Below are 23,301 nucleotides of genomic sequence, written 5' to 3'. Positions count from 1 at the left end.
CCCCGATCACCCGCCCACCCCCTCGCGGTGGAGGGCCGCAAGCACCCTGGCGGCCAAACACCGGGCATGCCCCGGCTCGTCGCCGTCGTGGGCGCACGCCGCGTCGGCGCACGGGGTGTGGATGGTGCCGTCCACCCCACGGGCGAGTGGCCACACGAGGGCGCGGATCCGCTCATGGGTGCGCCAGGCGCGGGTGAGTTCGGCGGCGAACAGGGCGGCGTCTTCGAGCTCGGGTTGGCCGGCGTCGTGGCGGCGCCAAGCTGAGGGGAGGCTCGCGTCGCCAAGGCCGGTCATCACGCCGCCACCTGCTCGGCGCGGCGCCGAGCACGGCGGGCGCGGCGCTCCCGGTCGTATGCGGTCTCCACGGGGGCGCACAACTCGCACAACGGTTCCTTGTGGTCCCGGTGCCGAAGTGCCGCAGCCAGGGTGCCGCACGGTTGCACTGGTCGGGCATCGTTGCGGCGGTCCGGGTGTCGCATCGCCACCCGGTGCGGTGTTTCGTGCTCCAACCACAGTTGCAGGCAGGTGCGGCGGGCAACATGCAAACGCCGGTTGAACGCAGCCCGGTTCAGGCCGAGGGAACAGGTGGCGGCGTCCCGGTCGGTGTGGTCAGCCCACGGGTTTCCGCAGTGGGAGCACTCTGCGTCGGACCGGGCGCGGATGTCTACGTTGCCTTGGTGGACGGCGAGGGCGATGATCGCCTCCCGGTACGGCTCACTGAGGGCAGCCATGACTGCGGGCAGCGCGAACCGTTCCACGATGGGTTCTTCGGGGCTGGCGGTGACCCGGGCGCCAAGCCAGTAGGCGCAGAACCGGGGGGCGCTGGCGAGTCCGGCGTCCCATTCCCGGTCGCGGTACCCGTAGGTGGTGCGGTGGTCTTTGACGAGGGCCCAGATGGCGCCTTTGCCGACGGCGAGCAGGTGGTGCTCGGTAGGCCAGTGTTCGGCACTGTAGAGGGCTTCGGCGATGGCGGACCAGGCGGTGTCGTACAGGTCGCGTTGGTCGGCGGCCATGGTGCGGTTGGATCCGGCGGATTGGCGGGCGAGCCGGTGTAGGTCGGCAAGGGTGTAGCCGTGGGCGAGGGTGGTGTTGGTGTCGTTGAGGGTCATCAGGCCACCTCCGGCAGGTGCAGGGTGGTGACGGGCCGACGTGGGGCGGGCACCGTCGGCAGAGGTGCGACGGGGCAGGGCACGGAAGGCGTGTATGGGGGGAGCCCTGCAACCCGCCGGTAGTCGGCGTCCAACGCTTCGAGTTGGGCGTTGATCTCGGCCACGGTCGGGCCAGGCTGCCGTGGCGTCCGGCAGCGCCGGCAGTCGGGTTGCAGGCACCAGTGGAGTCCGGCCACGTCCACGCCGGGCGGGTGCAAAACCACGAGGGCGGCCAAGCCGCGGGCCAACTGCTGGAACGTGTTGGCCATCCGCAGGTCGGTGGTGGTGCGGCCGGGGCGCACGAACTGCAACAGGTCACCGCGCTCACCGACGGCACGCGCCCCGTCGGCAGCCCACCATCGGGCGGTCCGGGTGCGGCTGGGTTCGGGGCGGGCCAGCAGGTCGGCGAGGAAGATGGGCACCGCGAAACGCAGAGACTCGGTGAGGGTGATGTCGTCGGCGAGCCCCATCACGCCACCTCCGGCAGGGTGACGTCAACCAGGGGGCGACCCCGGAACGTGGGGGCGGACGGCTGGTCGGGTTCGGGGTCGCGGTCCAGCAGGGACGGCGCGTCGGCGGCCTGCCGGTCGGCGGCCTCACATGCGGCGTGGTCAACGCACCAGTGCTCACCGAACGCGGTGACCCCGCCCGGGTTGAACGCGGCGGCGGCCAGGCCCCGGGCGAGCGCGTTGAACACCTGCGCAGCCTCACCCCGCTTGCCGCCGTACTGCATGGCGTCAGCCCGAGAGGCGACAGGGTCAACGGCGTCGGCCGCCCAGCGCGAGCACAGCCGGTCGCGGGTGGCCGGGTGGTGTTGGCGGAGTTCGAGGATGCGCAGTTGCACGGCGGCCTGTAGGGCGATGACGAGCGTGGGGTTGTCGTCGAGGGCGCTCATGGCGTTCACCTCCGTCGAGGGGTGGGGGTGGGGTGCGGTCCGCCGTGCTGGCCGGACCGCACCCCGGTACCGCAGGTCAGATACGCCGCAAGATCAGAAGGGAGGTTCGGTGTCGTCGAAGCCGCCACCGGTCCGGGTGCCCGCTGGGGCCGGGGAGCCGCTCGCCCACGGGTCGTCCTGGGCCCCGCCGGACCCGCCGCCCTGACCCTGCCCGCCGCCAGAGCGGGACATTTTCTGCACCTTCGCCGTGGCGTAGCGCAGCGACGGGCCGATCTCGTCGACCTCAAGCTCGATGACGGTGCGCTTCTCACCCTCGCGGGTTTCGTAGGACCGCTGACGCAGGCGGCCCGACACGATCACCCGGGCGCCACGCTGCAACGACTCGGCGACGTGTTCGGCCGGCTGCCCCCACACGTTGCAGGCGAGGAACAGCGGCTCGCCGTCCTTCCATTCGCCGGACGCCTTGTCCATGAAGCGGGGCGTGGATGCCATGCGGAACTTGGCGACGGCCTTACCGCTCGGGGTGAACCGCAGCTCGGGATCATCGGTCAGATTGCCGATTACGGTGATGGTGGTGTCTCCGGCCATGTCAGGCCACCTTTCGGTTGGGAATACTCGGGTCGGTTGACGCTCGCGCGGCGGCGATGATCCGTCCGGCTCGGTCGGTGCTGATGTCGAAGTGGCGGCCGAAGCTCTTGGGCCCGGCCTTGAAGCTCTGCTGCTCGCGCTGCTCGGCCCACTGTCGCCACAGCAATGTCTGCTCATTCACGGTCAGCACATCGATACCGGCCCGGCCGGTAAGGACCCGTTGGATGAGCGGTCGCGGGTCCCGACGGTGGCATGCTTCGCGTACCTGGGGCACATCGTCGGGGTCGTCAATGTCGTTCCATGCGGCCAGCGGGTGCCAGCCCTCACGGTGGGCGATGCTGCGGGCCCGCCGGGACGGGCCTCTGGTGCCGTCGAGTTGCGAGGTCAGCGCTGCGATCTCGTTGTGGGTGCGGCGCAGGATCAGCGGGTGCAGGGGGCGACGCCAGCGCCGTAGCTGCTCCCGGTGCACGTCGAAGCGGGGTGTGAGGTCGACAGCTCCGAACCCTTGAACCGCGAGCCCTTGGAGGCGCCGGGCGGCGCCGATCGATGGGACCCGGCCCGCTTGGTGCGTGCCGAGGATGGCGGCCTTACGTCGTTGGCGTACCCGCTCCCGGTTGCGGGTCTTGCAGCCGTCGCAGCCCGCCAAGTAGGCCGGGTGTTCGTCGCATGTTGCGACGTGGCGTCGTGCAAGGCAGCGCTGTTCGCCCTGTAGGACGGTGAGCGCGGTCACCGCGACACCCGGATCGGCATAATCAGGTACCGGTAGCCGGGAATGACCTCGCCGTTCGCGTTTGCTGGGGTAATCACCGCGGGCTTGAACGCGTCCACGAACGCGAAGTGCGCGTTGACGGCACCCAGGTTGTTGAGTCCGTCGATCAGGTACTGCGGGTTGAAGCCGATGGTCAGCGTTTCGCCGGTGAAGGTGGCGTCCATGGCCTCGCTGGCCCGGGCCTCCTCGGTGCCGCCAGCCTCCACGGTGAGGGTGTCCTCGCCGGGGGTGAAGGTGAGCAGCACGGGGGTGGTGCGTTCGGCGACCAGGGCGACCCGCTTCACCACCTCAATCAGGGCGGCGACGGGGACAACCGCGGACAGGGGCGCGTCCGCCGGGAACAGGGACCGGACGGGCGGGTAGTTGGCGCCGTCGAGGAGGCGGGAGGTGGTGTGGCGGGTGTCCCGGGCGAACCCGATCATGCCCTCGCCGGCCGCCCCCTGAGAGAGGGCGAGGGTGATGTTGCCGCCGAGTGGGCCGAGGGCCTTCACGGTGTCGTGGAGGGTCCGGGCCGGCACCAACGCGTTGAGGTTCACGTCGGGGTCGTCCGGGTTCCACTCCATTTCGCGTACGGCGAGGCGGTACCGGTCGGTGGCGAGCATGGCCAGGTTGCCGCCGGAAAGCTCGATGCGGACGCCGGTCATCATCGGGAGGGTTTCGTCCCGGCCGGCGGCCACGGCTACCTGGGCGACGGCTGCGGCGAACGCGGCGGCGTCCACCGTCCCGGCGGGGGCGGGCATGTCCGGGAGGGCCGGGTAGTCCTCCACCGGCATCGTCGGAAGGGTGAACCGGGCGGACCCACACACCAACTCCAGGTGGGCGCCGACGCCGGTCAGGTCGATCGGCTTGTGCGGTAGGGACTGGACGATGGCGGCGAGCAAGCGCCCGGACACCAGCACGACGCCCGGCTCGGCGACGGTGCCGCGGACGTGTGCCTGGTTCGACACCTCATAGTCGAAGCCGGAGACGGTGACACCACCCTCGGTGGTGCGCAGCATCAGCCCGGCGAGGATGGGCACACCCGGCCGGGCGGGAAGGGCCTTCGCGGTGCCGGTGACGGCCTCGGCGAAAGCGTCACGCTCTACGGTCAGCTTCATGCGGCAGCCTCCTTGTTGCGGCTGGTGGGGAAGAGTTGGCGGCGCGCCCGGTCCAGGGCTTCGGCGAGGTCGGGCATCAGGCCGCCGCCCCGGCGTCGGAGAACTGGGCTGCCGGCACCGGTGCGGGCTTACGCGGCCGGTCCTGCCACGCCCTACCGGCGTCGGTGACTTCGATGCGCCCGTCCAGGTGGAGGGTCAGCCAGCCCCGGTCGGCCATCTCGTACAGGGTTAGGTCGATTTCGCGGAGCCGGCCGTTGGAGTCGACGTACTCGTAGGTGGCGGGGTCGCGGCTGATGCGTCCGGCGTTGATGGCGTCGAGGATGCGGTCGTGGGTGGCGTATTTGGGCATGGTGTGGTCCTCGGGGTGGGGGCCCGCCCCGGTGGTGGGGCGGGCCGTCGTACGGGTGGTCATGCGGCGAGCCGCATGGTGTGGGTGGCGGTGCTGTGCTTGTAGGTGCGGCGCTCGTCCTCGTCCATGCCCCCAGCCACCCCGAACTTCTGGTTGTCGAGCGCCCACGACAGGCACTCGTCCTTCACCGGGCAGCGGCGGCAGATGGCCTTGGCCTGCTCGGCCTGGACGAGTGCAGGGCCGGTGGTGCCGACCGGGAACCATCGCTCGGGGTCGCGGTCCCGGCAGGCGCCACGGCCGCGCCAGTCGTCCTCGGCGGCGGCCGGTCGGCGGATGCTGGTGATGACGCGCGGCTGGCCGGTCGGGTCGGCGGCCGGGGCGTCAGGAACGTCGGCGGTCGGGGTGGTGAGGCCGAGGACGGCGTACATGTCGTCACGCCACCGCTTGGCCGCTCTACTAGCCGGGGTTTGCGGGATCACCGTGTCGTCGTCGATGCGGTCCGGCACCGGGATGTCGAACATCTCGCAGGCGATCGTGGACAGCAGGGCGCGCATGCGCTTCTCGATGAGCGTCCGGTCCGGGTTGTCGGCGAGGCGGGTGGGGGAGCTTCCACCGTCGATGGCGAGGGCGCTCACGCGGTCACCGCCATTCCGTTTCCGCGCAGATTGAGTGCACGGATGTCGGCTGCCTGGCACCCAATCGCAGCAAGGGGGTCGAAGTTGGGGCCGAACCACGGGTACGGGTCGTCCTGGCTCCGCATGTCTCGCGCCTCGTCGGCCATCTCCTCAAGCTCGATCGCCAAGTCGGCCTGCTCGGATTTGACCCGCAAGAATGGCCGAATTGCCAGAAGCATCGGAAGGGCACTCCGTCCATACCGTTGCCACTGAAACTGCGGTCGGTGGTGCTGTCGGGATCCCCGAGGGAAGTAGATGCGAACGTTGCCGCCGAAGAGACTCGCGGCAAGGTCGTGTGGCTCACGGCGCGTACCAGCAATCCCGACAGAGGCCCCAAAGAACTTGCGCCCCTTGTACTTGGTGACTGCCGCCGTGATGTATCCGTCGCTGTCCACGACGCCTGCGAGGTAGGCGAGGGCGGTGGGGTCAGACATGGGTCAGCTCCTGCGGAGTCTCGCGGATCTGGAACTCAGCGGGGAGGTGGTTCCACTCGTCTCCCTTGCCGGGGATGCCGAGTTCTCTTGCCAGCACCGACCCGGTCTGCTTGAAGAAGAACGGCACCTCGGACGCAATGCACTGGTCGCGGAGGGACCGAGCCCAGTCGGGGTGCATGGGCCGCGCCTTGGGGCCCGACTCTCCACCGACCACCACCCACGAGATGCCGCCGTCCACGAGGGCGTCCTTGTCGGTGCGGTCCAGGTCGACCGGCCCGAGCAGGGGTTCGCAGGACAGCCACCGCACGGCGGCGGGAGTGTCGATCAGTGCGGGGATGCGCAGGTTCGCGGCCTTCTGGTCTTCCACCGACACGCCGAGGTGCACGTTCGGCAGCGGCCACACGCTGAGGACGTTGTCCTGCGCCAGGTCGGGGTTGCCGGCGGCGTACAGGGGGGCGGTGTCGGCGACAAGCCGCTGGAAGGCGGGCGAGGACAGCAGCGAGCGCATGCGCCCGTGCCGCTTCGTCAGGAGTTGGAAGGTGTGCTGGCTGGCGACGGACATGACCGCGAAGACCTTGGCGATGAAGTAGTCCGGCACCGCCTTGTGGAACAGATCGCTCTGCGAGTTCACGAAGATTCGCTGCGGCTTCTTCCACCCGAGGGGCTGGGTGAGTCGGTCGTCCAGCAGGTTGATGCGGCCGGTCCAGTCGAGGCGGCCGTCGCGGCGCTCGGTGAGGCCAGCGAACGCGGCAGCGACCTTCGGGTGTGGGTTGCCGGCGCGGATGGTGGCGGTGGTGATGGCGTAGCAGCCGTCACAACCGGATGAAACGCGCTCGCATCCGAGAAGCGGGTTCCACGTCTTGTCGGCCCACTCGATGCTGGTGTCAGCCATGGTCAGGCTCCTTCGGTCAGGGTGGTGTGGTTGAGGTGCACGTTTTCGTGCACTGCGCGAGCGAGGGCCGCCGACAGTTCGAGGGCGTCGACCGGCACCATCGGGCGGCCGTTGAGGTGGATGCAGCCGGCGGCGATCGTGACGGTGTCGCCGCGCCGGGTGGTGAACGGCAGCCGGGTGCGGGTCAGAGTCCGCGAGGCCAGTTCAGACACCGGACACCGACAGGTCCGTGATCGTCACGGTCAGACCCCCGAACTGCGAGTCCAAGCGTCGGGTGTCCGCACCGGCAATGACGTCCCGCCACAGAGGGCCGATGGCCAGCGCGCAGGACTCCAGGTGCTCAGGGGTGTCGTCCGGGATGAGAGACCAGCCGGGAGCCGAGGCGCCCTTCGGCCGCTTCTTGGTGGGTGCCTGCACGAACGGCGGTCCGAAGGCGTCGATGACGGGCTTCGCCGTCTCCGAGTAGTTGAGGGCGTCGCGGCGTAGCGCGTTCTGGAAGTGGAAGGTGACGGATGCACGGATGCGGGTGAGGTTCTTGGGCAGCCGGTGTAGGGCGGCGGCGTCGTAGCCGGCGCGACGCCATACTGCCCGGTTGGCGGAGGTGGCCCGCGGTCCCTGCTTGTGGGAGTCGTTGGTGCTCCACAGGGCGACGGGGGCGGGGATGAGGAGCGTCCAGGTGCGGACGGCGGTCGCGGTCGCGGTCATCGCGCAGCTTTCCGCGCCTGCTCGATGGCGTCTGCCCAGGTGCCGGAGCCCTCGTAGTAATCCACCGACTCGGCGTGCTTCTCGATGACCTTGACGGCGGCTTCCACCCCGGCGTTGAACGCGTCGGTGACGGCCGGGTCGTCGGCCCGGTACAGGCGCATCACCTGCCGGTCCTCCTCGGCCGCCAGTTCCAGCACCTGCGCCCAGGTGTGCACCGACGCGCCGTCCATCGCGAACCAGTGGTCAGCTTCGCCGCGCTCGGCGTCTTCGGTGTCGTCGCGCTCCAGGACGATGGGCAGGTCACGGCCGTTGGGGTCGAACAGGCCGACCATGGCGCGGTCCGGCGGCTCGGGCATCGTGGCGGTCACGCCGTCACCCCCTGCGTGGTCAGGTCGGACAGCAGCACCGGCAGACCCTCGGCCGCACACGCCGGGCAGCCGGCCACGCACACCTCCACGAAGTGGGTGCGCCGGTAGCAGAGGTGGCACAGCTTCTTGTCGTGGGAGGTGCAGCAGGTGCCGACGGCGGCGGTCGTGGTGCAGCGGATGCAGGCAGCGGCCCGCTTGGCGTCCTGAGAGGCCCGGTCAGCCGTGATGACGGCGGTAGCCTCGTCATCCGTCATCCCGGCGGCCCGAAGCGTCGGGCACGGCCACATCACGGTCAGGTCCGGGTCCTCGTCGTAGGCGGCCTCCGGGGTGCAGGTGAGGCACAGGAACCCACCGAAGATCAGTTCGTCGTACTCGTGCTGCTTGATCAGGTCCGGGGAGATCACGCCGGCACCCCGGCCGTCTGCTCGGCGGACTCCATCGCCTCACGTGCGGCGTAGAACTCCGACAGCTTCCGCGTCTCCCACGCGCACCGCTCCGTGTCGAAACCGCTGTCCGAGGTACCCGGCTCCGCCGCGTAGGACGCCCACAGGGTGCCGTCGTGCTCGAACAGCTTCGGGGCGACGATCCGGTAGCCGAAGTCGTTACCGCGCGGAATCCACGCGGCCCGGGGCAGCCCGTGCTGCTCTATGACGTGCCGAACGTCTGCCGGCTGGTGGTCGGCCAGCCACTGCCGGGCGGCCTCACCGGGCTTTCCCCGGCGGGGCTCCAAGTTGCCGCGTACGACCCGCCATCCCTCGGGGATGTGGTCGCCCTGCTGCTCGATCGCGGTCAGGCTCGCGGTGATGCCGGAGAAGCCGGAGGTGCGAACGAACACCCGCGGTCCGGCGCCCAACTTCTTGACGTCGGCGGCGATGCGTTTGCCAGCCTCGGCGGCGTCGGCCTTGGCCTTCCGGTATGCGGCGACGATGGTCGGGTTGCTGGTGGAGTACACGTGCTCGGTCATGCGGGTACCTCCGTCAGGGTGGTGTCGTGGTTGGGGGAGCGCAGGGCGGCGGCACGCTCGACCGCCGCCCGCGCGATGCGTCTCACGTCGGCGCCCCGACGCTGGCCTGCTCGATCGCGGCCAGGAACCGGCGCATGTCCTCTGCGGTGGCGTCCGCCGACGACCGGCCGACGACCTTGCAGAAGTTCGCCTCCAACTCCTCGCCGGTGTTCCACGGCGACGCGGCGAGGATCTGCGACCACAAGACGTCCACGTCATCGGCGGACACGATGTCGCTGGGCTGCACAACCACCACCTCGGCCGGAGGCTTTGCACCGTTGAGGGCATCCCGCCTCGCCTCCAAGGTGGCCAGCAGGTCAGCGGGGATCTGACCGCCGTTGCTCGCCTTGACCTGGTTGGCGACCTCGTACAGGGCGTCCACGTTCTTCGCCGCGTCGATCAGCGACCCGAAGTCCACCGTCGCGGCGATAGCGACCCGCAGGTCACCGGCCACAGCGGCGTTGTTGCGGGCCGCCACCAGTTCCTGCACTCGACCGGACATGAGCTGCTTCGGGGTGAGTTCGTCTACGTGCAGGGTGGGGACGGCGAAGTTGAACGTCTTCGGCTGCCCGTCGACCTGCCGGGTCACGGTCCGCTGGTCTAGGACCAGGCGGCCGGGGATCGCGCCCTGCGCCATCGCCAGCAGGGCCGCCACACCGGGCAGTTCGACGGCGGCGTAGTAGGAGCCGGTGTCAATTCGCCACGCGCCGAGGCCGGGGATGTCTTCGAGCATCACCCGCAGGCGGGTGTGCATCTTGCAGTCCCGGGCCGCCGGGTCGCACAGGCAGTTGCTTTTGCTGATCTTCTCCTGCTGCCCGTCGCAGCGGCGCAGGCAACCGCCGGCCGACCACATCTCGTACCACTGGCTATCGGACGGGTCCTGCGGCGGAATGAGCACCGGAACCTCAGCGGTGTCGGTGACCACCTGCCACTGCTGGGAACCCTTCGGCGGCTGCCACGGCTCCACCTTCCCGCCGTACAACTCGGCGATCTTCTCGATCAGCACCCGGCGGGGAGAGGTAAACCGAAGCCGGTCCAGCTTCGCCGGCCGCTCACGACCGTTCGCGTTACGGACCTTCACGCCGAGACGGACACGGCCCACCTCGGTCATTGACTGCTGCAAGTTGAGAATCGGCATGTCACAGCCCCCTTCGTGCTTCGTAGCGATTGACGTAGTCAGTGATGACCTCGCGGCGGTTGTCGAACCAGCCAAGGAGGCGGTTGCAATTCATGCAAAGAAGGCCACGGATGCACTGCCCACACGACTTCTTGCCGGGGCAGCAACTATGGTCGTGATCGATGGCCAGTCGCGTGCCACCCGATGGGTTATTGCAAATCGCGCAGGCACCACCTTGGGCTTCCATCAGCGCGTCGTACTGCTCGTGCGTGATGCCGTAGATCTGCTTCAACCACGAACGTCGGACGAGGTACTTGTGGCGCTCAGGGTTGCGGGCCTTCCACTGCTCGTTCTTGGCTCGGATCTGCTCGGGGTTACGGCGGTACGTAGCCTTCTTGCCTGCCAGTACCAGCGCGTGGTGCTTGGCGCGGTACTCCTTGTCCTTCTCGCTCGCGCATGACTTGCATCGAGAGGAGAGCCCATCCTTGGAACGCGACCAACGACTGAATGCCGTGACAGGCTTTGTGGTCTTACACACCGTGCAGCTCTTCGTAGCCTCGCCTGCAAGCTCCATTCGGTCACGCCTCCTTCATTGTCACGGGGCGGGAAAGAACAGAGTTGAGGGGAGCGCCCAAGCCCTCCACCACACGGCACATGTGCACGAAGTAGGCGAAGTTCTTATCGGTCAGATACGCCTCACGCATCTGCACCTTCTCGGGGCGGATGTGCACGATCAGACCGGCCTTCACCTCAGGCATCGGCAGCTCGGTGCCGTCGGCGAGGAGCACCGCATCACCGTGGCAGTACGCGCCGACCTGCCAGCCCTGAGTCAGGTCGACCTGCTTGCTGGTCTTGTAGTCGTCGAGGATCGGCAGGTCGACCAGGTGGGCGAGCTGCTTCGGTAGCCGGGACGCCTCGCTGAATTCGTGGATCGCGTCCAACGTGCCGGCGAACCCCCACTTGCGGGAGATGACGGTGAGTTCAGTGGCGAGGAACTTCGGCTTGTACCGCTGGTTCCAGCGCTGCCACTGCTCGACGTACGGCTTCGCGTCGTCGTCGACTTCGGCGCCTTCACCGAACAGGACGGTCTGTTCGGCGGCGTCGTGGAGTTTGGTGCCGCGCTCTCCGGCGGCGTCGCGGACCTGGTTGTGTCGGTCGGCCAGCCAGTAGGCAACACAGGCGGGGCAGTTGCCGCACGCGCCGCTGGTTTTGGTGGAGTTGCAGGCCGGGTTGCGGGATGCCCGGTTGAGCCATGGCAGGTTGTCGAATGCGGCTTGGGCGGCGAGGCGGGCGGACCAGTCGATGAGCCCGAATTTGGCGATGTGGCTGAGGACGGTGGTGACGGAGATGAACCGCTCACCGGTTTTGGGGTGCACGTACCAGCGCTGCCCGGTGCTGGGGTCGGTGATGGCGGTGGGCGGTCCGGTTTTGACGGGACGCTCGGCGGTGATGGTCATGAGTCGAGCAGCCTTTCGAGGGCGGCGTCGTAGTCGAGTTCGGCGGTGATGCATTCCGCCCGGTCGCAGCCGGCAAGCAGCCCGTCCACCGGGTTGAGGCAGGTCGGGCAGACGGTGGACTGCACGGCCGGGGCGGGGGCGGTCACGGGCGCTCACCCAGGTAGGCGCGGGCCACGGCGACCGCCTGCGGCAGCGTTGACGAGGTGACCCGCAGGCTCCACCCGTCGGGCATCTCGCCCCCGGCTTGCTTGGCGGAGTAGTGCAGGTTCGCCTCGGCGTCGAGCCAGTCGGCGAGGGCCAAGTCCAGGTCCGGGCGTGCCCACGGGTTGGGGTTGGCGGCGGTGGCCCGGTCCCGCATGAGTCGGGCGGCCTCGCGGATGACGTCCAGGTCGGCGCTCATGCCGCCGCCTCCGCACCCTGGCGAGGCTGGAAGACGCCAAGGGCGGCACCGATCGTGTGCAGAGCACCCAAGCTGTTTCGGTCCAGCCAGTCACGGCCAACCGAAACGTCGCCGAACTCCAGCCCCTCAGTCCCGAACGGCTCGTAGCTGATCAGGCAGTCGACCCGACCGTGCTCAGTGATGCCGAGACGGATCCTTTCGGTGCCACGCCGCCAGGTGTGCAGACATACGGGCTCCCCCATCGGTGCGCCGTCCGGGTCTCGGGGGCCGTCGCTGAGCCACCGGGATGAGTGCTTCCAGCCTGCGATCCGAAGGAACTTCAACATCATGCGGACGTCGGTGTAGGTGTCGATGCTGGTCATGCGGCCACCGCCGGGCCGTTAGGGCAGGTGCCGCAGTCCGGGCCGGTCGCACCCTCCGGGCCGCGCGGCGGCGCCAGCGAAGCTGCCCACCGGTCACCTTCCGCCCGACGCATGATCAGCCGGTGGGACAGGTACACCCGCCAGCCGAAACCGGTCAGCGTGTACTCCCGCTCGTACCCGTGGCTGATCAACCCGCCCTCGGCGATGATTCCCTTCGCCGCCAGCGCGAGGATGGTCTGCCGGTGCTGGTGGTCGCCGTGGAAATGCACGGTCGAAGCAGCGCCCTTACCGGCGTTGCAGGCGAACCGTTCAATCTCCTCGGCCTGGTTTTCCGACAGCCGCACCGTGCGCGGGTTGGTCGGCTTGGCCTTGGCGGCGGGGATCGGCTTGGCGGCGGCCTCGGCGTCGGCGGCAATCCGGTCGATCACCTCGGCGGGGGTGGTGTGCCCGTCCCACGAGCGGCTGCGGTACTGGCGTACGTGCTCGCCGAACGTCTGCCGCTGCTCATCAGTCCAGTCGGTGATGCGGCTGGTGCGCGCCTTGTGGGTGGAGGTTGGGCCGCCGTAGCCGCCGCCGGTGGACTGGCAGTATTCGCCGAATCCGGCCTTACACTTCGGGCACTTCACAGACTGGTCGGCCATCCAGTAGGCGCGCATCGCCTGGTAGTCGGCGCGGGACTTGGCGACGGCGTCCTGCGCGGCGGCGAGGTCGAACACGACGGCGGTCACCGGGCCACCGCCCCGAAGAGCTGCGCGGCCTCGGTCAGGCCGATGTACTCGGTGCAGCCCTCGTCGTCCCAGTCGTCGCCGCAGATGCACCAGCCGGGGGCGCGGTCGTTGTGGCGGTGGTTGGCGTCGCGGTATTCGGTGAGGGCGGCGCGTCCCTGGTGGCGCTCGGCGGCGCGGAGCCGGTCCACCTCGGCGCGGGCGTTGGCCAGCTCGGTGGTCGCGGTGATGGCCTCGTCGCGGTACTCGTCGCGCTCCCGCTCCGCGTCGTTGATGGCGCGGGTGAAGATGCCGTGGTCGGCGCGCTGCTCGGCGCGGAGCCGGTCCACCTCGGCGAGCAGGGCGGGCACGGCGGTCCGGGCGGCGGCGATGAACTCGGCGTCGACGACCAGCACCGAACCGGACACGGGGTCGCCGATCAGCGTCGACCACACGAGCCCGTCGGGGTGAGCGGTCCACGGGGCGGGGGTGGCGGCCTGCTCGCGGCGGCGAATGGCGTCTAGGTCGAGAGCGTCCCGGGGGGACTCGACGGCGGTCACTTGGCACCCCACACGCGCATGAAGTCGAGCACCTGCCGGCCGGCGTCGGTCAGCTTCCGCTGCTTCCAGTCGCACTCGACGCAACCCTCACCGGGCGACTCCGGCTGCCGGCCGATCAGTTCCCGGTAGGTGGGGCTCTTCTTCCACTTCTCGTGGATGTCCCACTCGCCGTCGTGGTCGGCGGAGAACTTCTCGTAGGCGGCCAACTCCTCGGCGGACCACGCGATGTACTCGTCAGCCCGCAGCTTCTGGGCAGCCTCGGTGGTGCAGTCGCACGGCATGTCGAGCGCCGGGAGCGGAAAGGCAGGAACAGTGCCGGTCTGCACGTCCGGGGCGAATCGCTCGATGGTGACGTTGGTGGTGTCGTCGGCGAGGGGGATGAGGTACCGCCCATCCCCGTAGGTGACCTTGACGGTCCTGCCGTCGTCGTCGGCCACACGGGCGTTCTGAATGCGGACGTTGACGATCTCGCCGGGCTTGAACTGGGACATGCGTCATCGACTCCAGAGGTAGGAGGTTGATCGGGCGGGGAACTTTGACCCTCGCGCCCTTACAGACCTATCATACCTTACAGACCTACTGGAAAGGCAAGGGTTGTAAGGTGCCGACATGAAGAACCACACCCGGCTGGGCGTACAAAAGGCCCGCGAAGGCTTCCGCACCGTCGTCGACAACGCCCTCATCAAGGGCGAGATCACCGTCGTCGACCGACACGGCAAGCCCGTCGTGGCCGTAGTCCCATACGAGTGGTTCGAGCGCGCAGAGGAAGCCCTGGCCAGGTTCGAGCGCGACGAAAGCTGACAGGTCATCGGGAACCCGCCAACTCGGCCGCCCACCGGGCCAGCACACCCGCCCGCTCGGCGAGCTTCCCTACACAGCCGGGGCACCACGACAACCCGGCCGGCGGAACAGCCGGTATCGGGTCCAGGATCACCGGCTCCGACCGGCGCACCCCCCACCCGTGCACGCCACACTCGGCGGACCGGCCCGGGAACTTGCCGTCCTCACGCATGACGTGCAGGCGGGTGACCCGGGTGGACTGGTAGCCCCGGTAGAAGGCGCGGGCCATCAGCGTCCACCGCCCTTTGCCGACACGACAGGGGTCAGGTCGGTGCGGTCCGGGTCGGCGAGCCGTCCGCGCAGCTCGGCGTCTATGGCCCTGATGTCGACGTCGGATGGACGGGGCGGAACGGCGTGCCGGCCGACCGCCTTCGTGTTCTCGCCCGGGTAGGCGGGCTGGGCGAACACTGGCGGCGGGCTCGGGTTGTGGTCGGCGGGGACCGGCTCGTCCAGTGGCACGAGCACCGGCGCCGCAGGCGGGATGGGCGGCGGGGCCGGCGGTTCGACCGGGGCAGGCTCGGCGACGCCAGCGTCGGCTCGGTGTGCGGCGCCACCACCGGCACCGGCGGGCCACCACGACGGGCGACCACGACCAGCCTGCGCCAGCCGGGTACGCCGCAACTCCGGCCCGAACTCCCGCTCCGTCTGCTTCCGCTTCGCCGCCTGGTCGCGCACCTCCAACACGAACGCGTGCACGAGGGCGCCGATCAGCCCGGCCAGCACCAGCAGCACCAGGATCAGCACAGCGGCCTCCCCGGCGCTCACCGGTCGGCCTCCTGCTCGGCGACGATCCGACGGCCGGCGGCGGCCACATCCGGAAGGCCGGCGACGGTGTCCCGCCAGACGTCCGCCTCCCTACTGGACCCCGGGCGGGGAGACAACCAGGTGAGGGCGGCCCGACGCCACCGCCGGTAGTCGACGGACAGGCATGCGGCCAACGCGATCAGTAGGCCGAGAACGACGGCGAGGGAAACCAGGTCGGCGTCGGCGTTCACAGCCCCACCGCCGAGCGTGTGGACCCCCGCCGGGCCGGCGGCCACCCGTTGCGGTTGAGTGCCTTGATGTCCCGGCGCTGCCCGCTATACCGGGACTGCACCGGCGGCAGGGCCACGGACGCCCCGTCGATCTGCCGGACCATGCGGGCGACACCACGCACCCGCTGGGCGGGCACAACCGGGGCGGCGTTCGGCGAGGCCACTACCTGGGCGGGGGAGGGGCAATTTGCAGGGTGCATGAAGCGGGCCTTGAAACGGCTGAACAATGTCATGGGGAGGGGTGCTCCGATCCGTGAGGCGTGTTACGGGGTGGCGTCCGAGGGCGCCGGAAAGCCGCGGTCGACAGCGGCAGGGGAGGTGGTCTTGCGGTCGCGCAGGGCGGCGGCAACCTGACCAAGGCAGAAACTCATGCCGCCAGCCCTGCCATGTCTGCGAACAGGTCCCCCTGAACGCCGAGCGGCACGTTGGACCACAGCACCTCGGTCCGGTCGCGCCACTCGCCGCCGTTGCCGGTGCCCGTGGCGAGCTGGACCCGGTGCCAGTCGGGGTACAGCTCGAGGTCGTACATCCCTGACGGGTAGCCGGACAAGACGACGGTCGCCTTGGCTTCGCGGAGCACGACCGCTAGAGCACGGTGGTCGTCGTCCGTCATCTCGTGCCGATAGCCGCGGCCCTTGCGGGTGGAGTGCACATACGGCGGGTCGACGTACAGCAGGACACCCGGGCACCTGCCGTACGTTGTGATCACGTCTAGCGCCGGCCGGCACTCAATCGAAACGCCGAAGAGGCGAGCGACCGCTGGCCCGAACCGCTCGACGTAGGCCTCGAGGTACTTCGGCATCGAGAAAACCGAGCCCGAGGGGTTGACGAAGAACCGCCAACCAGTGCGGCGCCCGGTCCCGCCGGACTGACCTTGGGTGAGCAGCACCCAGGTTCGGCGGGCGCGCTCGACAGGATCGTCGGTGGGGTAGGCCTCGAGGTCCATTGCTTCGGCGTGCTCGGCGCGGGCGTGCGGGGTGAGGCCGCAGGCTTCTTCGAGTTCGTCCGAGCGTTCGCGTAGGACGCGCCAGAAGTTGACGAGGTTGCCGTCGAGGTCGTTGACGGTCTCGAAGGCGGTTCGGGGCTTAGCCAGCAGCAGCGCGAGGGATCCGGCGTATGGCTCGACGTAGTGCTCGTGCGGGGGCAGCAGCGGCAGGATCCGGTCGGCGAGCATCTGCTTGCCGCCGTAGTACGGGAACGGTGGGCGCGTCACCGGGCACTCCCGGCGGGGACGATCTCGACGCGGCGCAGGCCCGCCAGCACAGACGGCAGGGTTGCCATCCGGGCGTACAGCCGATCCGCGTGCGCCGTGTCGCCGGGGCCGATCGGCACCACACGCACCCAAGACCCGTCGGCGGCGGCGATCCGCAACACCGGGCCGGTCACGCCGCCACCTCGCCGTGTAGCGCAGCCCGCAGCCGCGAGCCGATCCACTCGCCGACCTGCGGCGAAACGGCGTTGCCAAACCCGTCCACCTGGTCCCGGGCGGAACCCCACACCACGAAGCTGCCCTGGTAGCCGGGGAAGTCCACGTCGAACCCGCACCCGCGGCCAACCTCGTGCGGGCCGAGCATCCGGAAGTGGCAGTCCTCCAACGTCAGGTCGGCGAGCGCCGCACGCCACTCGGCGGTCGCCTCCGGGCTGGTGTCGTTCCGTTCGGTCCAACCGGAGAACAACAAGCCCTGATTCGCCGACGACGCAACAACCGTCCGAAGCGGGTTACTGACCGGAAACACCCGCCGGTCCACACCCTCGTTCTTCTGCAACACCCCAACCGCGGTGAGCAAACCCGGGACCTGCTCCGACGTCACCGTCGGCATCGCCTCGGCGTGCACCGTCGGCACCGTGTTCCTGCGAAACGGAACCACGCCCGCCGACAGCAGGCCGAGAGTTTCCGAGCCGCCCTGAGTTGGCAGCGCCTCATCCACACCCCGAGGGGCGCCCTGGAAGTTGTTGACAGCGGCGAACAACATCGCCTTCTCATGCGTGCTCGTCACCGTATCCATCGGCCGGGAGACGTGCTGGCCGTCGCCGTTGTGTCGGTGCGCGGCAAACACCTGGCCCGTGACCGCGACAGGTCGCGCGAGCAGCCCGACCGTGCTCCCGGCAGCAGCCGTAGTCGCGCCAGTCGACAGGATCGCGGTTTCCTGCTGGCTGGTCTGTGTGGCCATCGGCTGCCACGGGTGGCGCTCCGCGCCGCGCACCGCCTTGGCGGGCATCAGGATCGCGGGAAACTCCGCGAACCGCTGCCGGCAACGCTCAGCACGGGCCATCGTCGCAGGCTGTAGCGGCTTGGCGCGGTCGCCGATCCGGGTGCCGAGGTTGCTCAGGTCGAGCGCATTCAGCGACGGGCTCATCGGCGGGATGACCTCGCTGCGGCAACGCGGGCAGCGGTAGTTGTACTGCTTGCCGTAGTTCACCGACCCCGTCGGTGGGATGCCGGTCTTCCACGACCACACCGCGGGCACGATCTCGCTGCACCGGCCACACCACGACGCCGGCCGGTGCTCCAAGTCCGGGGTCGGCAACTTCTTGTCCCAGAACGCGCAGTAGTACCGGTTCCGCGACTGCGACACCCCGAAAAACATCGAGTTCAGGTACAGCACCTTGTGCCGGTAGCCCAGGTTGTCGAACTGCTTGAGCCACCACCGGTACGTTGACCCGTCGCCGACCTTCGGCCGCCCCTGGATCGCGGGCCCCCACGACGTCAACTCGGTCGTGCATTCGACGAGGATCATGCGCGGGTGGTGCTGGGCGGCGTAGTGCAGGACGCAGTTCGCCGTTGCCCGATCCCGTTCGCTGCGCGTAACCCGCTCCTCGAACTCGGGGTCGTCAAGGTCGAACAGGCTTATCCGCTGCTCGTATGCCTTCTGCGTGTTGGCCTGCGAGTGGTTCACGCAGCTAACGCCGGCCACGAGGATGTCGGCGGCGGGAAGGTCGCGGGCTGAGTGGTAGTCGGAGGATTCGGGGTCGACGAGGTCGGCAATCCAGTGTTCAGCGTGCGGGTGGTTGGCCTCGTGGACCTGCACCTTGTAGGAGTTGTGGTTCGCCGCCATGATCGTGGTGAACCCGGCCTGCTCGATGCCACGGGTCAGGCCCCCGAAACCGGAAAAAAGGTCGACGGCGACCAGGTCGTCATGGGCAAAACGGCGGCGGCGGGTGGCGGGCCGGTGCTCGGCGACGCGGCGAGCGTTTCGAACCTTTGCCTTGATTGTCATCAGGCGGCCATCTCCCATGCGGTGATCTCGGCACCCGCGTACGTCCGCGAGTGCTCGAACACCTCGGGGCAGGCGGTCGTACCGCAGCGGCACGGCACCGGCGGGCACAGGTCGCAGCCGGGCTGCGGCACGGGGTGCACCGACGGGTGGCCCAGGCGGACCGCGATGTTCGGGTCGGACCAGCCGGCGTCGTCGGATGGGGTTGGCCACCGGGCAATGTCCGTTCGGGGGATGTTGTGCTGTACTTGGAGGGCCATTGGCCGTGTCCTTTCGCTGGGGTCGGTCGTGGCTGCGAGCGCCGCCGGCCGCAATCCGGGGGCGCTCGTCTCGTCAGGGGGTAGGGCGGGCGGACGCCGTGGAGGCCATCTCGACAGCCGAAGTCGGGGCGAGGAAACCGTGGCCGGCGATCCGACGGACCGCCCGGTCCCACGCGAAGCCCTCACCAGCCGGGGTGAGACGCGGCGACGTGCCCGTCTGCGTGCCGTGGCTGTTGGTCGCGTACTCGGTTTCCTTCACCCGCACGTAATCCCGCTCCGCAGCCCACGCTGTCGGCTGGTTGTGGCGGATCGTGTTGCCGCGGATCAGGAACCGGATGTCGCCGAGGAAGTCCCACACCTGCTGATGGGTGACCTTCGCCGCGTGTTCACGCAGCGCCCACGCCTTGACCTTGTTGGCGAAGTCGGGGACGGAGATGAGGCCGTCGGCGGCCCGGTGGAAGTCGGCTTGCTGGGCGCGGGGCTCCAGTTCGGCGATGGCCTTCTGCTGCTGCTCGATGGCACGGGCCTGGTTCGCGGCGAGTTGAAGCGCGTCGGCGAACGACTCCGGGACAGCCGGCGCCGTTTCGTATCGGCCCGTCTTGCGGATCGAGGGCAGAACCTGGTGAGTGATCCACCGGCGGAACGTCTTCGCCCCGGGCGCTTGGCTGGCGAGCGCCAACGTGTAGAAGCCGGGTTCGGTGACGAACCACATCTTCGGATTGATCGATGTCCGGTTTAGGTTAGGGCTGTCCGTTTCCCGTAGGTCGATGAGGACGCGGTCCTCGGCGTCGACCAACTTCAACGCCACCGACGGGTTGGAGTGCTCCAAGCCTCGGCACACGTCGGGCACGCTGAACAGCGGGTCGCCGTCGCGGACCAGAACGCGAATCGGGGTGGCCTGGTACTCGAACACCTGGGCAAGGGCGGTCACGCGGCACGCCGCTGCTTTGGCGGGACAGCGCGGGTGCGGCCCTCGGCGGACTTCTTCGCCAGCCTGCTCATGTGGGCGCGCTGCAACAGGTTCGCGGCCTGCGCCCGTTCCACCGGGTCGGTGATGTGGGCGGGCACCTGCTCGAAGAACCGGCGCATGCGGCCTTCGGCGGCGGCGGCCTTCCGGACGGCTTCGTTGGTCTTGAGGGCACCGCGTACGAGGCCGCCGATCTTGCCGGCCTGCGTGTGGTGTTTGGTGTAGTCAGCCACGGGGTGCCTGCTTGAAGGCTTTGTCGAACGCCAGGCCGATGCGCTCGGCGAGGACGAGGGCTTCGGAAAGGGGTGCTCCTCGCTTGCCGGTGCGGAGCCGCCAGAAGGTTTGGCGGGTGTAGCCGAGCTGGGCGCCGAGGGTGGCGATGTTGTCGGTGTTGAGCCGCCGTTTGGCTTCCTCGACGGCGGCTGGGGTGAGCTGGTAGCGCACTCGGGCATCCCGAATGATGCTCGGTGCGGCTGTCTGCGTATCAGCCATGATGCCATCATGCGGGTATCAGCACTGATACGCAACCCCCCGACTCGCCAATGGTCGACGGACACGGAGTGTGCAGAAGTCGTGACTGTCTATGTATGCTCCCGCGTATCACACTGGTCAAGCTGGGGAGCGCGATCGTGACCGTTGAAACCGTCGGGCATCACACCAGATACGTAACCAACCTGCTACATGACTGGGGCCCTGACCAGCACTATCGTGACGACATGCCCACCGAGGAACCCGGCGTCGCGCGCCTCGCCCAACTCATCAGAGACGCCCGCGAAACCCTCGGCTGGACCCAGGAAGACCTTGCGAGGGAAGCCGATGTCTCACGACCGACAGTGCAACGCTACGAAAACGGCAAGAGCCGCATTCCCGAACCGGACCAGATCCGGCGGATCTTCCTCGCCCTACGGCTCGACCCCCGGGAGTTGCCCGTCCTCCTCGGCTTGGTCACCCGCGAAGAGATCGACCAACCCGCCCCACAGCCGATGCGCCGGTTTAGCTCGGCCACTGAACGGATCATCGCCCTCCTCGAAGACCCCGCCGTCTCCGATGCCGAACGGCACGCCCTCGCCGAACTCCTGGAAGCTCGCGGCCACGCCCTCAGGGCAGCCGGCGAACGTAGCGACCGGAAAGCCGGCTGAGATCATTCAGCGACCCTTCGCTTACGCGTTTTTCGTTCAAAACCGCAGGCAGGTCACCAGCGTGTGCTTAACCGCTCGGGCCGCTTCTCCTTACAAGCGAGGGGTCGCAGGTTCGAAACCTGCCGCGCCCACACTCTGACCAGCACGAGAACGGGCCGCCGGATGACCGGCGGCCCGCTGTCGTCTCAGTCGTCGTCTCAGTTCGGCCTCTTCCCGCCACCGTGGCGCTGAGGGCACTTGCTGGCGCGCCGGATACAGGCGGGTGGGCACGGGGGCGGGCAAGCCTGCTGGTGGCGGCAGAGCGGGATGCGTGAGCCCGGCGCACGCTGCCGCCACCTGATCCGGTCGCCCGGCGGTCCTAACCCGGCAGCCAAGCCCGGAAGTACCAGCCGTTGTATTCGCTGTTGGGCAGGGTGCGGTATTCGCAGTTGCTGCTCACCTCACCCCAGTAGCTGGCATCGATGCGGTGGAGCTCGCACTCGCCGTAGGTCACGAAATAGCCGTTCCAATCGAATTGCACGGCGGCGGCCGGGGCCGGCTGGACGGTGAAGCTGACGGCTGCCGCGGCGGCGGCGACAACCGCGAGGCGGGTGAGCCGGCGGCGGAGTGGCTGGGGCATGGCGAGTCCTCCCGGAGTGGTGACGAACCTGCCCGACCATCATAGATCCACGGTCACCGATTGATGATCCACCATCCGGACAGCCCGGACCCGCCAATATCAGCTGATTTCACCGTCGCTGCCAGCCTGTCGCGCGGCGCTGGCCAGGCCGGGGCCCAGATGAATGAGTCCGAGTCGGGTGAGGTTGGGGCTGGTCTTGACCTGAGGGTGAGGAAGGGCATCGATGTCGTTTTGTGACGAACAACCTCGATTCGCCCGCAGGCATAGAAGAGCGAAGGGCGGGATGGGAGAGCATTCCGCCCTTCTACGCCAACGGCCCTCACTGGCCAGCGGAGGACAAAATCAGACAGCGGGCGTCTCGTCCCCGGGGATCACCGGGACCGCGCGGCGGCGCCGGGCGAGGAGCAACATGATGCCGCCACCCGCCATCATGGCGAGACCGGTGCCGGCGATCAGCCCGACCTGCGACCCGGTGATCGGCAAACCACCACCACCGCCACCGCCACCCCCGCCACCTCCGCCGCCGTCCCCGCCATCCCCGCCGCTGGCGGCGACCACGACGGCGAACCCGTCCTGGTTGTCGCTGTCGTCCACATCCGCTGCGCGTACGGCGACAGCGTTCGCCGGCAGCTCGGTACGCTCCGGGCCGGAGCGGGGGGCCGTTCGCTCGGTCAAGCCCTCGACCTGCACAGTCCCGCCCTTCAATGTGACGGGTGCCTTGGTGGAGGCCGACACCGTGACCAGATTGTGCAACTCGACAGCGGAGTAAATGCTGTCATTCGGGTCGGTGTCCTGGCCGGCGGGTATGAGCGCGAGCCTGTCGTAGGTGCAAACCGCCGACCGTCTGTCGTTGCCGACCGCACACTCCCTCGGCGGTCGGGTGAACGTCACACCCTCGGGCAGGCGCAGCGTGACCTTGACTCCGCTAACCGCCTTCCGGCCCTGGTTGACGACCCGGTACCGCACCGCGGCCGTCTCACCCGGGTTCAACGTCCCGGTGAGTTCGAGCCCGCCACCCGTACCGACCCGCGCCGACTTCTTCACGTCCGGCGCCACCACCGACAGGTCGGCCTCGGGATCATCGACCAACTTGAGCGTGAACCATTTGCTGGCACTGGGTTGCATGCTGTCCTCACCCCAGGCCATGCCAGCCTCGACCTGGAACCTCCCTTCGTAAGGCTCCTGGCTCTCGTGGATGTGAATATCAATAGGAAAGTCCACTGTCCCGCCGGGTGCAGGCATGAGCTCCGGAAGCACACTCGATTCGATACGGCAGTACCATCCCGCAACGTCGCCGTCGCACTCGCCGGAGCCACCGCCCTCCGGCCACGCGAGTGAGGCTTTGTCCGCCCAGTCCAGCTCCAAGGGGCGGACGTAGAAAAGGATCTCCCTCGGGGTCTTGTCGGTCAGATTGGTGAATTTCAGGTGGACCCTCTTCTTGTTGACCCCCAGCGGAATCGTCGTACCGGTCAGATCGAACGTGAACTTCGCGCCTGTTTCCGCTGAGGCGGGACCAGCGGGGGTAGCCATCCCGGCAAGGAGGAGCAGCGCAGCGGCGACTGTTCGCGACAGCCATCGATGACCAAAGGCCATAGCAGAACCCTTCAAGTTAGCGGACGGTGTGGTTGGGGACACTATCCGCAATGGGCTCGCATCGGTATCCTCCGCTCACCCCACACCACCTGGGCGAGGGCTGAATCGGGGT

40 protein-coding genes are annotated in these 23,301 nt (G+C 68.8%); 2 read left to right on the top strand and 38 right to left on the bottom strand.

The window, feature by feature from the left end; translation table 11 throughout:
* Positions 1-6 precede the first annotated feature (6 nt).
* The 25 genes from ACH4T9_RS12445 to ACH4T9_RS12325 all read right to left on the bottom strand — a co-directional run bounded on the left by ACH4T9_RS12445 (position 7) and on the right by ACH4T9_RS12325 (position 14,013).
* Positions 7-294, bottom strand: a complete 288-nt coding sequence (locus tag ACH4T9_RS12445; RefSeq protein WP_396671149.1) for a hypothetical protein — start codon at positions 292-294, stop codon at positions 7-9.
* On the bottom strand, positions 294-1,109 hold the full coding sequence (locus tag ACH4T9_RS12440; RefSeq protein ID WP_396671148.1) for a hypothetical protein: 816 nt from the start codon (positions 1,107-1,109) through the stop codon (positions 294-296). The genes ACH4T9_RS12445 and ACH4T9_RS12440 overlap by 1 nt, the downstream gene beginning before the upstream one ends.
* The gene (locus tag ACH4T9_RS12435) at positions 1,109-1,618 is read right to left on the bottom strand and encodes a hypothetical protein (RefSeq protein WP_396671147.1); all 510 of its coding nucleotides are present in this window, start codon (positions 1,616-1,618) and stop codon (positions 1,109-1,111) included. Before ACH4T9_RS12435 ends, ACH4T9_RS12440 begins: the two co-directional genes overlap by 1 nt.
* On the bottom strand, positions 1,618-2,043 hold the full coding sequence (locus ACH4T9_RS12430; protein WP_396671146.1) for a hypothetical protein: 426 nt from the start codon (positions 2,041-2,043) through the stop codon (positions 1,618-1,620). Before ACH4T9_RS12430 ends, ACH4T9_RS12435 begins: the two co-directional genes overlap by 1 nt.
* Before the next feature lie 93 nt (positions 2,044-2,136).
* Positions 2,137-2,631: a single-stranded DNA-binding protein gene (locus ACH4T9_RS12425; protein WP_396671145.1), complete on the bottom strand. Its 495-nt coding sequence runs from the start codon at positions 2,629-2,631 to the stop codon at positions 2,137-2,139.
* Position 2,632: 1 nt separating this feature from the next.
* On the bottom strand, positions 2,633-3,361 hold the full coding sequence (locus tag ACH4T9_RS12420; RefSeq protein ID WP_396671144.1) for a hypothetical protein: 729 nt from the start codon (positions 3,359-3,361) through the stop codon (positions 2,633-2,635).
* Positions 3,358-4,497: a DNA polymerase III subunit beta gene (gene dnaN / locus ACH4T9_RS12415; protein ID WP_396671143.1), complete on the bottom strand. Its 1,140-nt coding sequence runs from the start codon at positions 4,495-4,497 to the stop codon at positions 3,358-3,360. Before dnaN ends, ACH4T9_RS12420 begins: the two co-directional genes overlap by 4 nt.
* A gap of 76 nt (positions 4,498-4,573) precedes the next feature.
* Positions 4,574-4,909 (bottom strand): hypothetical protein, encoded by a 336-nt coding sequence (locus ACH4T9_RS12410; protein WP_396671142.1) that lies wholly within the window; start codon positions 4,907-4,909, stop codon positions 4,574-4,576.
* Entirely contained in the window at positions 4,906-5,181 is a 276-nt protein-coding gene (locus ACH4T9_RS12405) for a WhiB family transcriptional regulator (RefSeq protein WP_396671471.1), read from the bottom strand. The genes ACH4T9_RS12410 and ACH4T9_RS12405 overlap by 4 nt, the downstream gene beginning before the upstream one ends.
* Before the next feature lie 296 nt (positions 5,182-5,477).
* On the bottom strand, positions 5,478-5,954 hold the full coding sequence (locus tag ACH4T9_RS12400; protein WP_396671141.1) for a hypothetical protein: 477 nt from the start codon (positions 5,952-5,954) through the stop codon (positions 5,478-5,480).
* A complete protein-coding gene (locus ACH4T9_RS12395) occupies positions 5,947-6,846 on the bottom strand; it encodes a DUF5131 family protein (RefSeq protein ID WP_396671140.1) in 900 nt (299 codons plus the stop codon). Before ACH4T9_RS12395 ends, ACH4T9_RS12400 begins: the two co-directional genes overlap by 8 nt.
* 2 nt (positions 6,847-6,848) lie before the next feature.
* On the bottom strand, positions 6,849-7,058 hold the full coding sequence (locus ACH4T9_RS12390; protein ID WP_396671139.1) for a hypothetical protein: 210 nt from the start codon (positions 7,056-7,058) through the stop codon (positions 6,849-6,851).
* A complete protein-coding gene (locus ACH4T9_RS12385) occupies positions 7,051-7,551 on the bottom strand; it encodes a hypothetical protein (protein WP_396671138.1) in 501 nt (166 codons plus the stop codon). Before ACH4T9_RS12385 ends, ACH4T9_RS12390 begins: the two co-directional genes overlap by 8 nt.
* Positions 7,548-7,919 carry a hypothetical protein gene (locus ACH4T9_RS12380; RefSeq protein ID WP_396671137.1) on the bottom strand — a complete coding sequence of 124 codons (372 nt, stop codon included), beginning with the start codon at positions 7,917-7,919 and terminating at the stop codon, positions 7,548-7,550. The genes ACH4T9_RS12385 and ACH4T9_RS12380 overlap by 4 nt, the downstream gene beginning before the upstream one ends.
* A complete protein-coding gene (locus ACH4T9_RS12375; RefSeq protein WP_396671136.1) occupies positions 7,916-8,323 on the bottom strand; it encodes a hypothetical protein in 408 nt (135 codons plus the stop codon). Before ACH4T9_RS12375 ends, ACH4T9_RS12380 begins: the two co-directional genes overlap by 4 nt.
* Positions 8,320-8,883, bottom strand: coding sequence for a hypothetical protein (locus ACH4T9_RS12370; RefSeq protein WP_396671135.1), 564 nt, complete (start codon positions 8,881-8,883; stop codon positions 8,320-8,322). Before ACH4T9_RS12370 ends, ACH4T9_RS12375 begins: the two co-directional genes overlap by 4 nt.
* Positions 8,884-8,965: 82 nt before the next feature.
* Positions 8,966-10,060 carry a hypothetical protein gene (locus ACH4T9_RS12365; RefSeq protein WP_396671134.1) on the bottom strand — a complete coding sequence of 365 codons (1,095 nt, stop codon included), beginning with the start codon at positions 10,058-10,060 and terminating at the stop codon, positions 8,966-8,968.
* 1 nt (position 10,061) lies between these two features.
* A complete protein-coding gene (locus tag ACH4T9_RS12360) occupies positions 10,062-10,613 on the bottom strand; it encodes an endonuclease VII domain-containing protein (RefSeq protein WP_396671133.1) in 552 nt (183 codons plus the stop codon).
* A gap of 4 nt (positions 10,614-10,617) precedes the next feature.
* Positions 10,618-11,496 carry a hypothetical protein gene (locus tag ACH4T9_RS12355; protein ID WP_396671132.1) on the bottom strand — a complete coding sequence of 293 codons (879 nt, stop codon included), beginning with the start codon at positions 11,494-11,496 and terminating at the stop codon, positions 10,618-10,620.
* Entirely contained in the window at positions 11,493-11,642 is a 150-nt protein-coding gene (locus ACH4T9_RS12350) for a hypothetical protein (RefSeq protein WP_396671131.1), read from the bottom strand. Before ACH4T9_RS12350 ends, ACH4T9_RS12355 begins: the two co-directional genes overlap by 4 nt.
* A complete protein-coding gene (locus ACH4T9_RS12345) occupies positions 11,639-11,896 on the bottom strand; it encodes a hypothetical protein (RefSeq protein ID WP_396671130.1) in 258 nt (85 codons plus the stop codon). Before ACH4T9_RS12345 ends, ACH4T9_RS12350 begins: the two co-directional genes overlap by 4 nt.
* Positions 11,893-12,258, bottom strand: a complete 366-nt coding sequence (locus ACH4T9_RS12340; RefSeq protein WP_396671129.1) for a hypothetical protein — start codon at positions 12,256-12,258, stop codon at positions 11,893-11,895. Before ACH4T9_RS12340 ends, ACH4T9_RS12345 begins: the two co-directional genes overlap by 4 nt.
* Positions 12,255-12,986 carry a hypothetical protein gene (locus ACH4T9_RS12335; protein WP_396671128.1) on the bottom strand — a complete coding sequence of 244 codons (732 nt, stop codon included), beginning with the start codon at positions 12,984-12,986 and terminating at the stop codon, positions 12,255-12,257. The genes ACH4T9_RS12340 and ACH4T9_RS12335 overlap by 4 nt, the downstream gene beginning before the upstream one ends.
* Positions 12,983-13,522, bottom strand: a complete 540-nt coding sequence (locus ACH4T9_RS12330) for a hypothetical protein (RefSeq protein WP_396671127.1) — start codon at positions 13,520-13,522, stop codon at positions 12,983-12,985. Before ACH4T9_RS12330 ends, ACH4T9_RS12335 begins: the two co-directional genes overlap by 4 nt.
* Positions 13,519-14,013, bottom strand: a complete 495-nt coding sequence (locus tag ACH4T9_RS12325; RefSeq protein ID WP_396671126.1) for a hypothetical protein — start codon at positions 14,011-14,013, stop codon at positions 13,519-13,521. The genes ACH4T9_RS12330 and ACH4T9_RS12325 overlap by 4 nt, the downstream gene beginning before the upstream one ends.
* Positions 14,014-14,131: 118 nt before the next feature.
* On the opposite strand from ACH4T9_RS12325, the gene ACH4T9_RS12320 reads away from it, so the two are divergent.
* Positions 14,132-14,323, top strand: a complete 192-nt coding sequence (locus ACH4T9_RS12320; protein WP_396671125.1) for a type II toxin-antitoxin system prevent-host-death family antitoxin — start codon at positions 14,132-14,134, stop codon at positions 14,321-14,323.
* 4 nt (positions 14,324-14,327) lie between these two features.
* Here the strand turns inward: ACH4T9_RS12320 and ACH4T9_RS12315 are convergent, their stop codons facing one another.
* From ACH4T9_RS12315 to ACH4T9_RS12265, 11 genes are all read right to left on the bottom strand, one after another.
* Positions 14,328-14,591, bottom strand: a complete 264-nt coding sequence (locus tag ACH4T9_RS12315; protein ID WP_396671124.1) for a hypothetical protein — start codon at positions 14,589-14,591, stop codon at positions 14,328-14,330.
* Positions 14,591-15,127 carry a hypothetical protein gene (locus ACH4T9_RS12310; RefSeq protein WP_396671123.1) on the bottom strand — a complete coding sequence of 179 codons (537 nt, stop codon included), beginning with the start codon at positions 15,125-15,127 and terminating at the stop codon, positions 14,591-14,593. Before ACH4T9_RS12310 ends, ACH4T9_RS12315 begins: the two co-directional genes overlap by 1 nt.
* On the bottom strand, positions 15,124-15,357 hold the full coding sequence (locus tag ACH4T9_RS12305; RefSeq protein ID WP_396671122.1) for a hypothetical protein: 234 nt from the start codon (positions 15,355-15,357) through the stop codon (positions 15,124-15,126). Before ACH4T9_RS12305 ends, ACH4T9_RS12310 begins: the two co-directional genes overlap by 4 nt.
* A complete protein-coding gene (locus ACH4T9_RS12300) occupies positions 15,354-15,629 on the bottom strand; it encodes a hypothetical protein (protein WP_396671121.1) in 276 nt (91 codons plus the stop codon). Before ACH4T9_RS12300 ends, ACH4T9_RS12305 begins: the two co-directional genes overlap by 4 nt.
* Before the next feature lie 134 nt (positions 15,630-15,763).
* Positions 15,764-16,609: a DNA adenine methylase gene (locus ACH4T9_RS12295; protein WP_396671120.1), complete on the bottom strand. Its 846-nt coding sequence runs from the start codon at positions 16,607-16,609 to the stop codon at positions 15,764-15,766.
* Positions 16,606-16,782, bottom strand: a complete 177-nt coding sequence (locus ACH4T9_RS12290) for a hypothetical protein (RefSeq protein ID WP_396671119.1) — start codon at positions 16,780-16,782, stop codon at positions 16,606-16,608. Before ACH4T9_RS12290 ends, ACH4T9_RS12295 begins: the two co-directional genes overlap by 4 nt.
* Positions 16,779-18,614: a DNA cytosine methyltransferase gene (locus tag ACH4T9_RS12285; RefSeq protein WP_396671118.1), complete on the bottom strand. Its 1,836-nt coding sequence runs from the start codon at positions 18,612-18,614 to the stop codon at positions 16,779-16,781. The genes ACH4T9_RS12290 and ACH4T9_RS12285 overlap by 4 nt, the downstream gene beginning before the upstream one ends.
* On the bottom strand, positions 18,614-18,871 hold the full coding sequence (locus tag ACH4T9_RS12280) for a hypothetical protein (RefSeq protein ID WP_396671117.1): 258 nt from the start codon (positions 18,869-18,871) through the stop codon (positions 18,614-18,616). The genes ACH4T9_RS12285 and ACH4T9_RS12280 overlap by 1 nt, the downstream gene beginning before the upstream one ends.
* A gap of 73 nt (positions 18,872-18,944) precedes the next feature.
* Positions 18,945-19,802 carry a phage antirepressor gene (locus ACH4T9_RS12275; protein ID WP_396671116.1) on the bottom strand — a complete coding sequence of 286 codons (858 nt, stop codon included), beginning with the start codon at positions 19,800-19,802 and terminating at the stop codon, positions 18,945-18,947.
* Positions 19,799-20,071 (bottom strand): hypothetical protein, encoded by a 273-nt coding sequence (locus ACH4T9_RS12270; protein WP_396671115.1) that lies wholly within the window; start codon positions 20,069-20,071, stop codon positions 19,799-19,801. Before ACH4T9_RS12270 ends, ACH4T9_RS12275 begins: the two co-directional genes overlap by 4 nt.
* Complete coding sequence (locus ACH4T9_RS12265; protein WP_396671114.1) at positions 20,064-20,330, bottom strand: hypothetical protein; 267 nt, start codon at positions 20,328-20,330, stop codon at positions 20,064-20,066. Before ACH4T9_RS12265 ends, ACH4T9_RS12270 begins: the two co-directional genes overlap by 8 nt.
* Before the next feature lie 137 nt (positions 20,331-20,467).
* Between ACH4T9_RS12265 and ACH4T9_RS12260 the strand changes: the two genes are divergently transcribed.
* Positions 20,468-20,977 (top strand): multiprotein-bridging factor 1 family protein, encoded by a 510-nt coding sequence (locus ACH4T9_RS12260; protein ID WP_396671113.1) that lies wholly within the window; start codon positions 20,468-20,470, stop codon positions 20,975-20,977.
* A gap of 358 nt (positions 20,978-21,335) precedes the next feature.
* Here ACH4T9_RS12260 and ACH4T9_RS12255 read toward each other — a convergent pair whose 3' ends face one another.
* Both ACH4T9_RS12255 and ACH4T9_RS12250 read right to left on the bottom strand, forming a co-directional pair.
* Entirely contained in the window at positions 21,336-21,596 is a 261-nt protein-coding gene (locus tag ACH4T9_RS12255; RefSeq protein ID WP_396671112.1) for a hypothetical protein, read from the bottom strand.
* Between the two features lie 342 nt (positions 21,597-21,938).
* A complete protein-coding gene (locus ACH4T9_RS12250) occupies positions 21,939-23,189 on the bottom strand; it encodes a hypothetical protein (protein WP_396671111.1) in 1,251 nt (416 codons plus the stop codon).
* Positions 23,190-23,301 lie beyond the last annotated feature (112 nt).

This window comes from Micromonospora sp. NPDC020750 (genome assembly GCF_044334565.1).
Taxonomy (GTDB): domain Bacteria; phylum Actinomycetota; class Actinomycetes; order Mycobacteriales; family Micromonosporaceae; genus Micromonospora.
The sequence above is the reverse complement of the archived record's forward strand: the minus strand, read 5'-3'. Positions and strand labels throughout refer to the sequence as shown.

What these genes read in the sequence shown, in the direction of transcription:
- ACH4T9_RS12445 (WP_396671149.1), bottom strand. Translation starts at nt 294, where the DNA reads ATGACCGGCCTTGGCGACGCGAGCCTCCCCTCAGCTTGGCGCCGCCAC.
- ACH4T9_RS12440 (WP_396671148.1), bottom strand. Translation starts at nt 1,109, where the DNA reads ATGACCCTCAACGACACCAACACCACCCTCGCCCACGGCTACACCCTT.
- ACH4T9_RS12435 (WP_396671147.1), bottom strand. Translation starts at nt 1,618, where the DNA reads ATGGGGCTCGCCGACGACATCACCCTCACCGAGTCTCTGCGTTTCGCG.
- ACH4T9_RS12430 (WP_396671146.1), bottom strand. Translation starts at nt 2,043, where the DNA reads ATGAGCGCCCTCGACGACAACCCCACGCTCGTCATCGCCCTACAGGCC.
- ACH4T9_RS12425 (WP_396671145.1), bottom strand. Translation starts at nt 2,631, where the DNA reads ATGGCCGGAGACACCACCATCACCGTAATCGGCAATCTGACCGATGAT.
- dnaN (WP_396671143.1), bottom strand. Translation starts at nt 4,497, where the DNA reads ATGAAGCTGACCGTAGAGCGTGACGCTTTCGCCGAGGCCGTCACCGGC.
- ACH4T9_RS12410 (WP_396671142.1), bottom strand. Translation starts at nt 4,909, where the DNA reads ATGACCACCCGTACGACGGCCCGCCCCACCACCGGGGCGGGCCCCCAC.
- ACH4T9_RS12400 (WP_396671141.1), bottom strand. Translation starts at nt 5,954, where the DNA reads ATGTCTGACCCCACCGCCCTCGCCTACCTCGCAGGCGTCGTGGACAGC.
- ACH4T9_RS12395 (WP_396671140.1), bottom strand. Translation starts at nt 6,846, where the DNA reads ATGGCTGACACCAGCATCGAGTGGGCCGACAAGACGTGGAACCCGCTT.
- ACH4T9_RS12385 (WP_396671138.1), bottom strand. Translation starts at nt 7,551, where the DNA reads ATGACCGCGACCGCGACCGCCGTCCGCACCTGGACGCTCCTCATCCCC.
- ACH4T9_RS12370 (WP_396671135.1), bottom strand. Translation starts at nt 8,883, where the DNA reads ATGACCGAGCACGTGTACTCCACCAGCAACCCGACCATCGTCGCCGCA.
- ACH4T9_RS12365 (WP_396671134.1), bottom strand. Translation starts at nt 10,060, where the DNA reads ATGCCGATTCTCAACTTGCAGCAGTCAATGACCGAGGTGGGCCGTGTC.
- ACH4T9_RS12360 (WP_396671133.1), bottom strand. Translation starts at nt 10,613, where the DNA reads ATGGAGCTTGCAGGCGAGGCTACGAAGAGCTGCACGGTGTGTAAGACC.
- ACH4T9_RS12355 (WP_396671132.1), bottom strand. Translation starts at nt 11,496, where the DNA reads ATGACCATCACCGCCGAGCGTCCCGTCAAAACCGGACCGCCCACCGCC.
- ACH4T9_RS12345 (WP_396671130.1), bottom strand. Translation starts at nt 11,896, where the DNA reads ATGAGCGCCGACCTGGACGTCATCCGCGAGGCCGCCCGACTCATGCGG.
- ACH4T9_RS12340 (WP_396671129.1), bottom strand. Translation starts at nt 12,258, where the DNA reads ATGACCAGCATCGACACCTACACCGACGTCCGCATGATGTTGAAGTTC.
- ACH4T9_RS12325 (WP_396671126.1), bottom strand. Translation starts at nt 14,013, where the DNA reads ATGTCCCAGTTCAAGCCCGGCGAGATCGTCAACGTCCGCATTCAGAAC.
- ACH4T9_RS12320 (WP_396671125.1), top strand. Translation starts at nt 14,132, where the DNA reads ATGAAGAACCACACCCGGCTGGGCGTACAAAAGGCCCGCGAAGGCTTC.
- ACH4T9_RS12315 (WP_396671124.1), bottom strand. Translation starts at nt 14,591, where the DNA reads ATGGCCCGCGCCTTCTACCGGGGCTACCAGTCCACCCGGGTCACCCGC.
- ACH4T9_RS12300 (WP_396671121.1), bottom strand. Translation starts at nt 15,629, where the DNA reads ATGACATTGTTCAGCCGTTTCAAGGCCCGCTTCATGCACCCTGCAAAT.
- ACH4T9_RS12285 (WP_396671118.1), bottom strand. Translation starts at nt 18,614, where the DNA reads ATGACAATCAAGGCAAAGGTTCGAAACGCTCGCCGCGTCGCCGAGCAC.
- ACH4T9_RS12280 (WP_396671117.1), bottom strand. Translation starts at nt 18,871, where the DNA reads ATGGCCCTCCAAGTACAGCACAACATCCCCCGAACGGACATTGCCCGG.
- ACH4T9_RS12265 (WP_396671114.1), bottom strand. Translation starts at nt 20,330, where the DNA reads ATGGCTGATACGCAGACAGCCGCACCGAGCATCATTCGGGATGCCCGA.
- ACH4T9_RS12255 (WP_396671112.1), bottom strand. Translation starts at nt 21,596, where the DNA reads ATGCCCCAGCCACTCCGCCGCCGGCTCACCCGCCTCGCGGTTGTCGCC.
- ACH4T9_RS12250 (WP_396671111.1), bottom strand. Translation starts at nt 23,189, where the DNA reads ATGGCCTTTGGTCATCGATGGCTGTCGCGAACAGTCGCCGCTGCGCTG.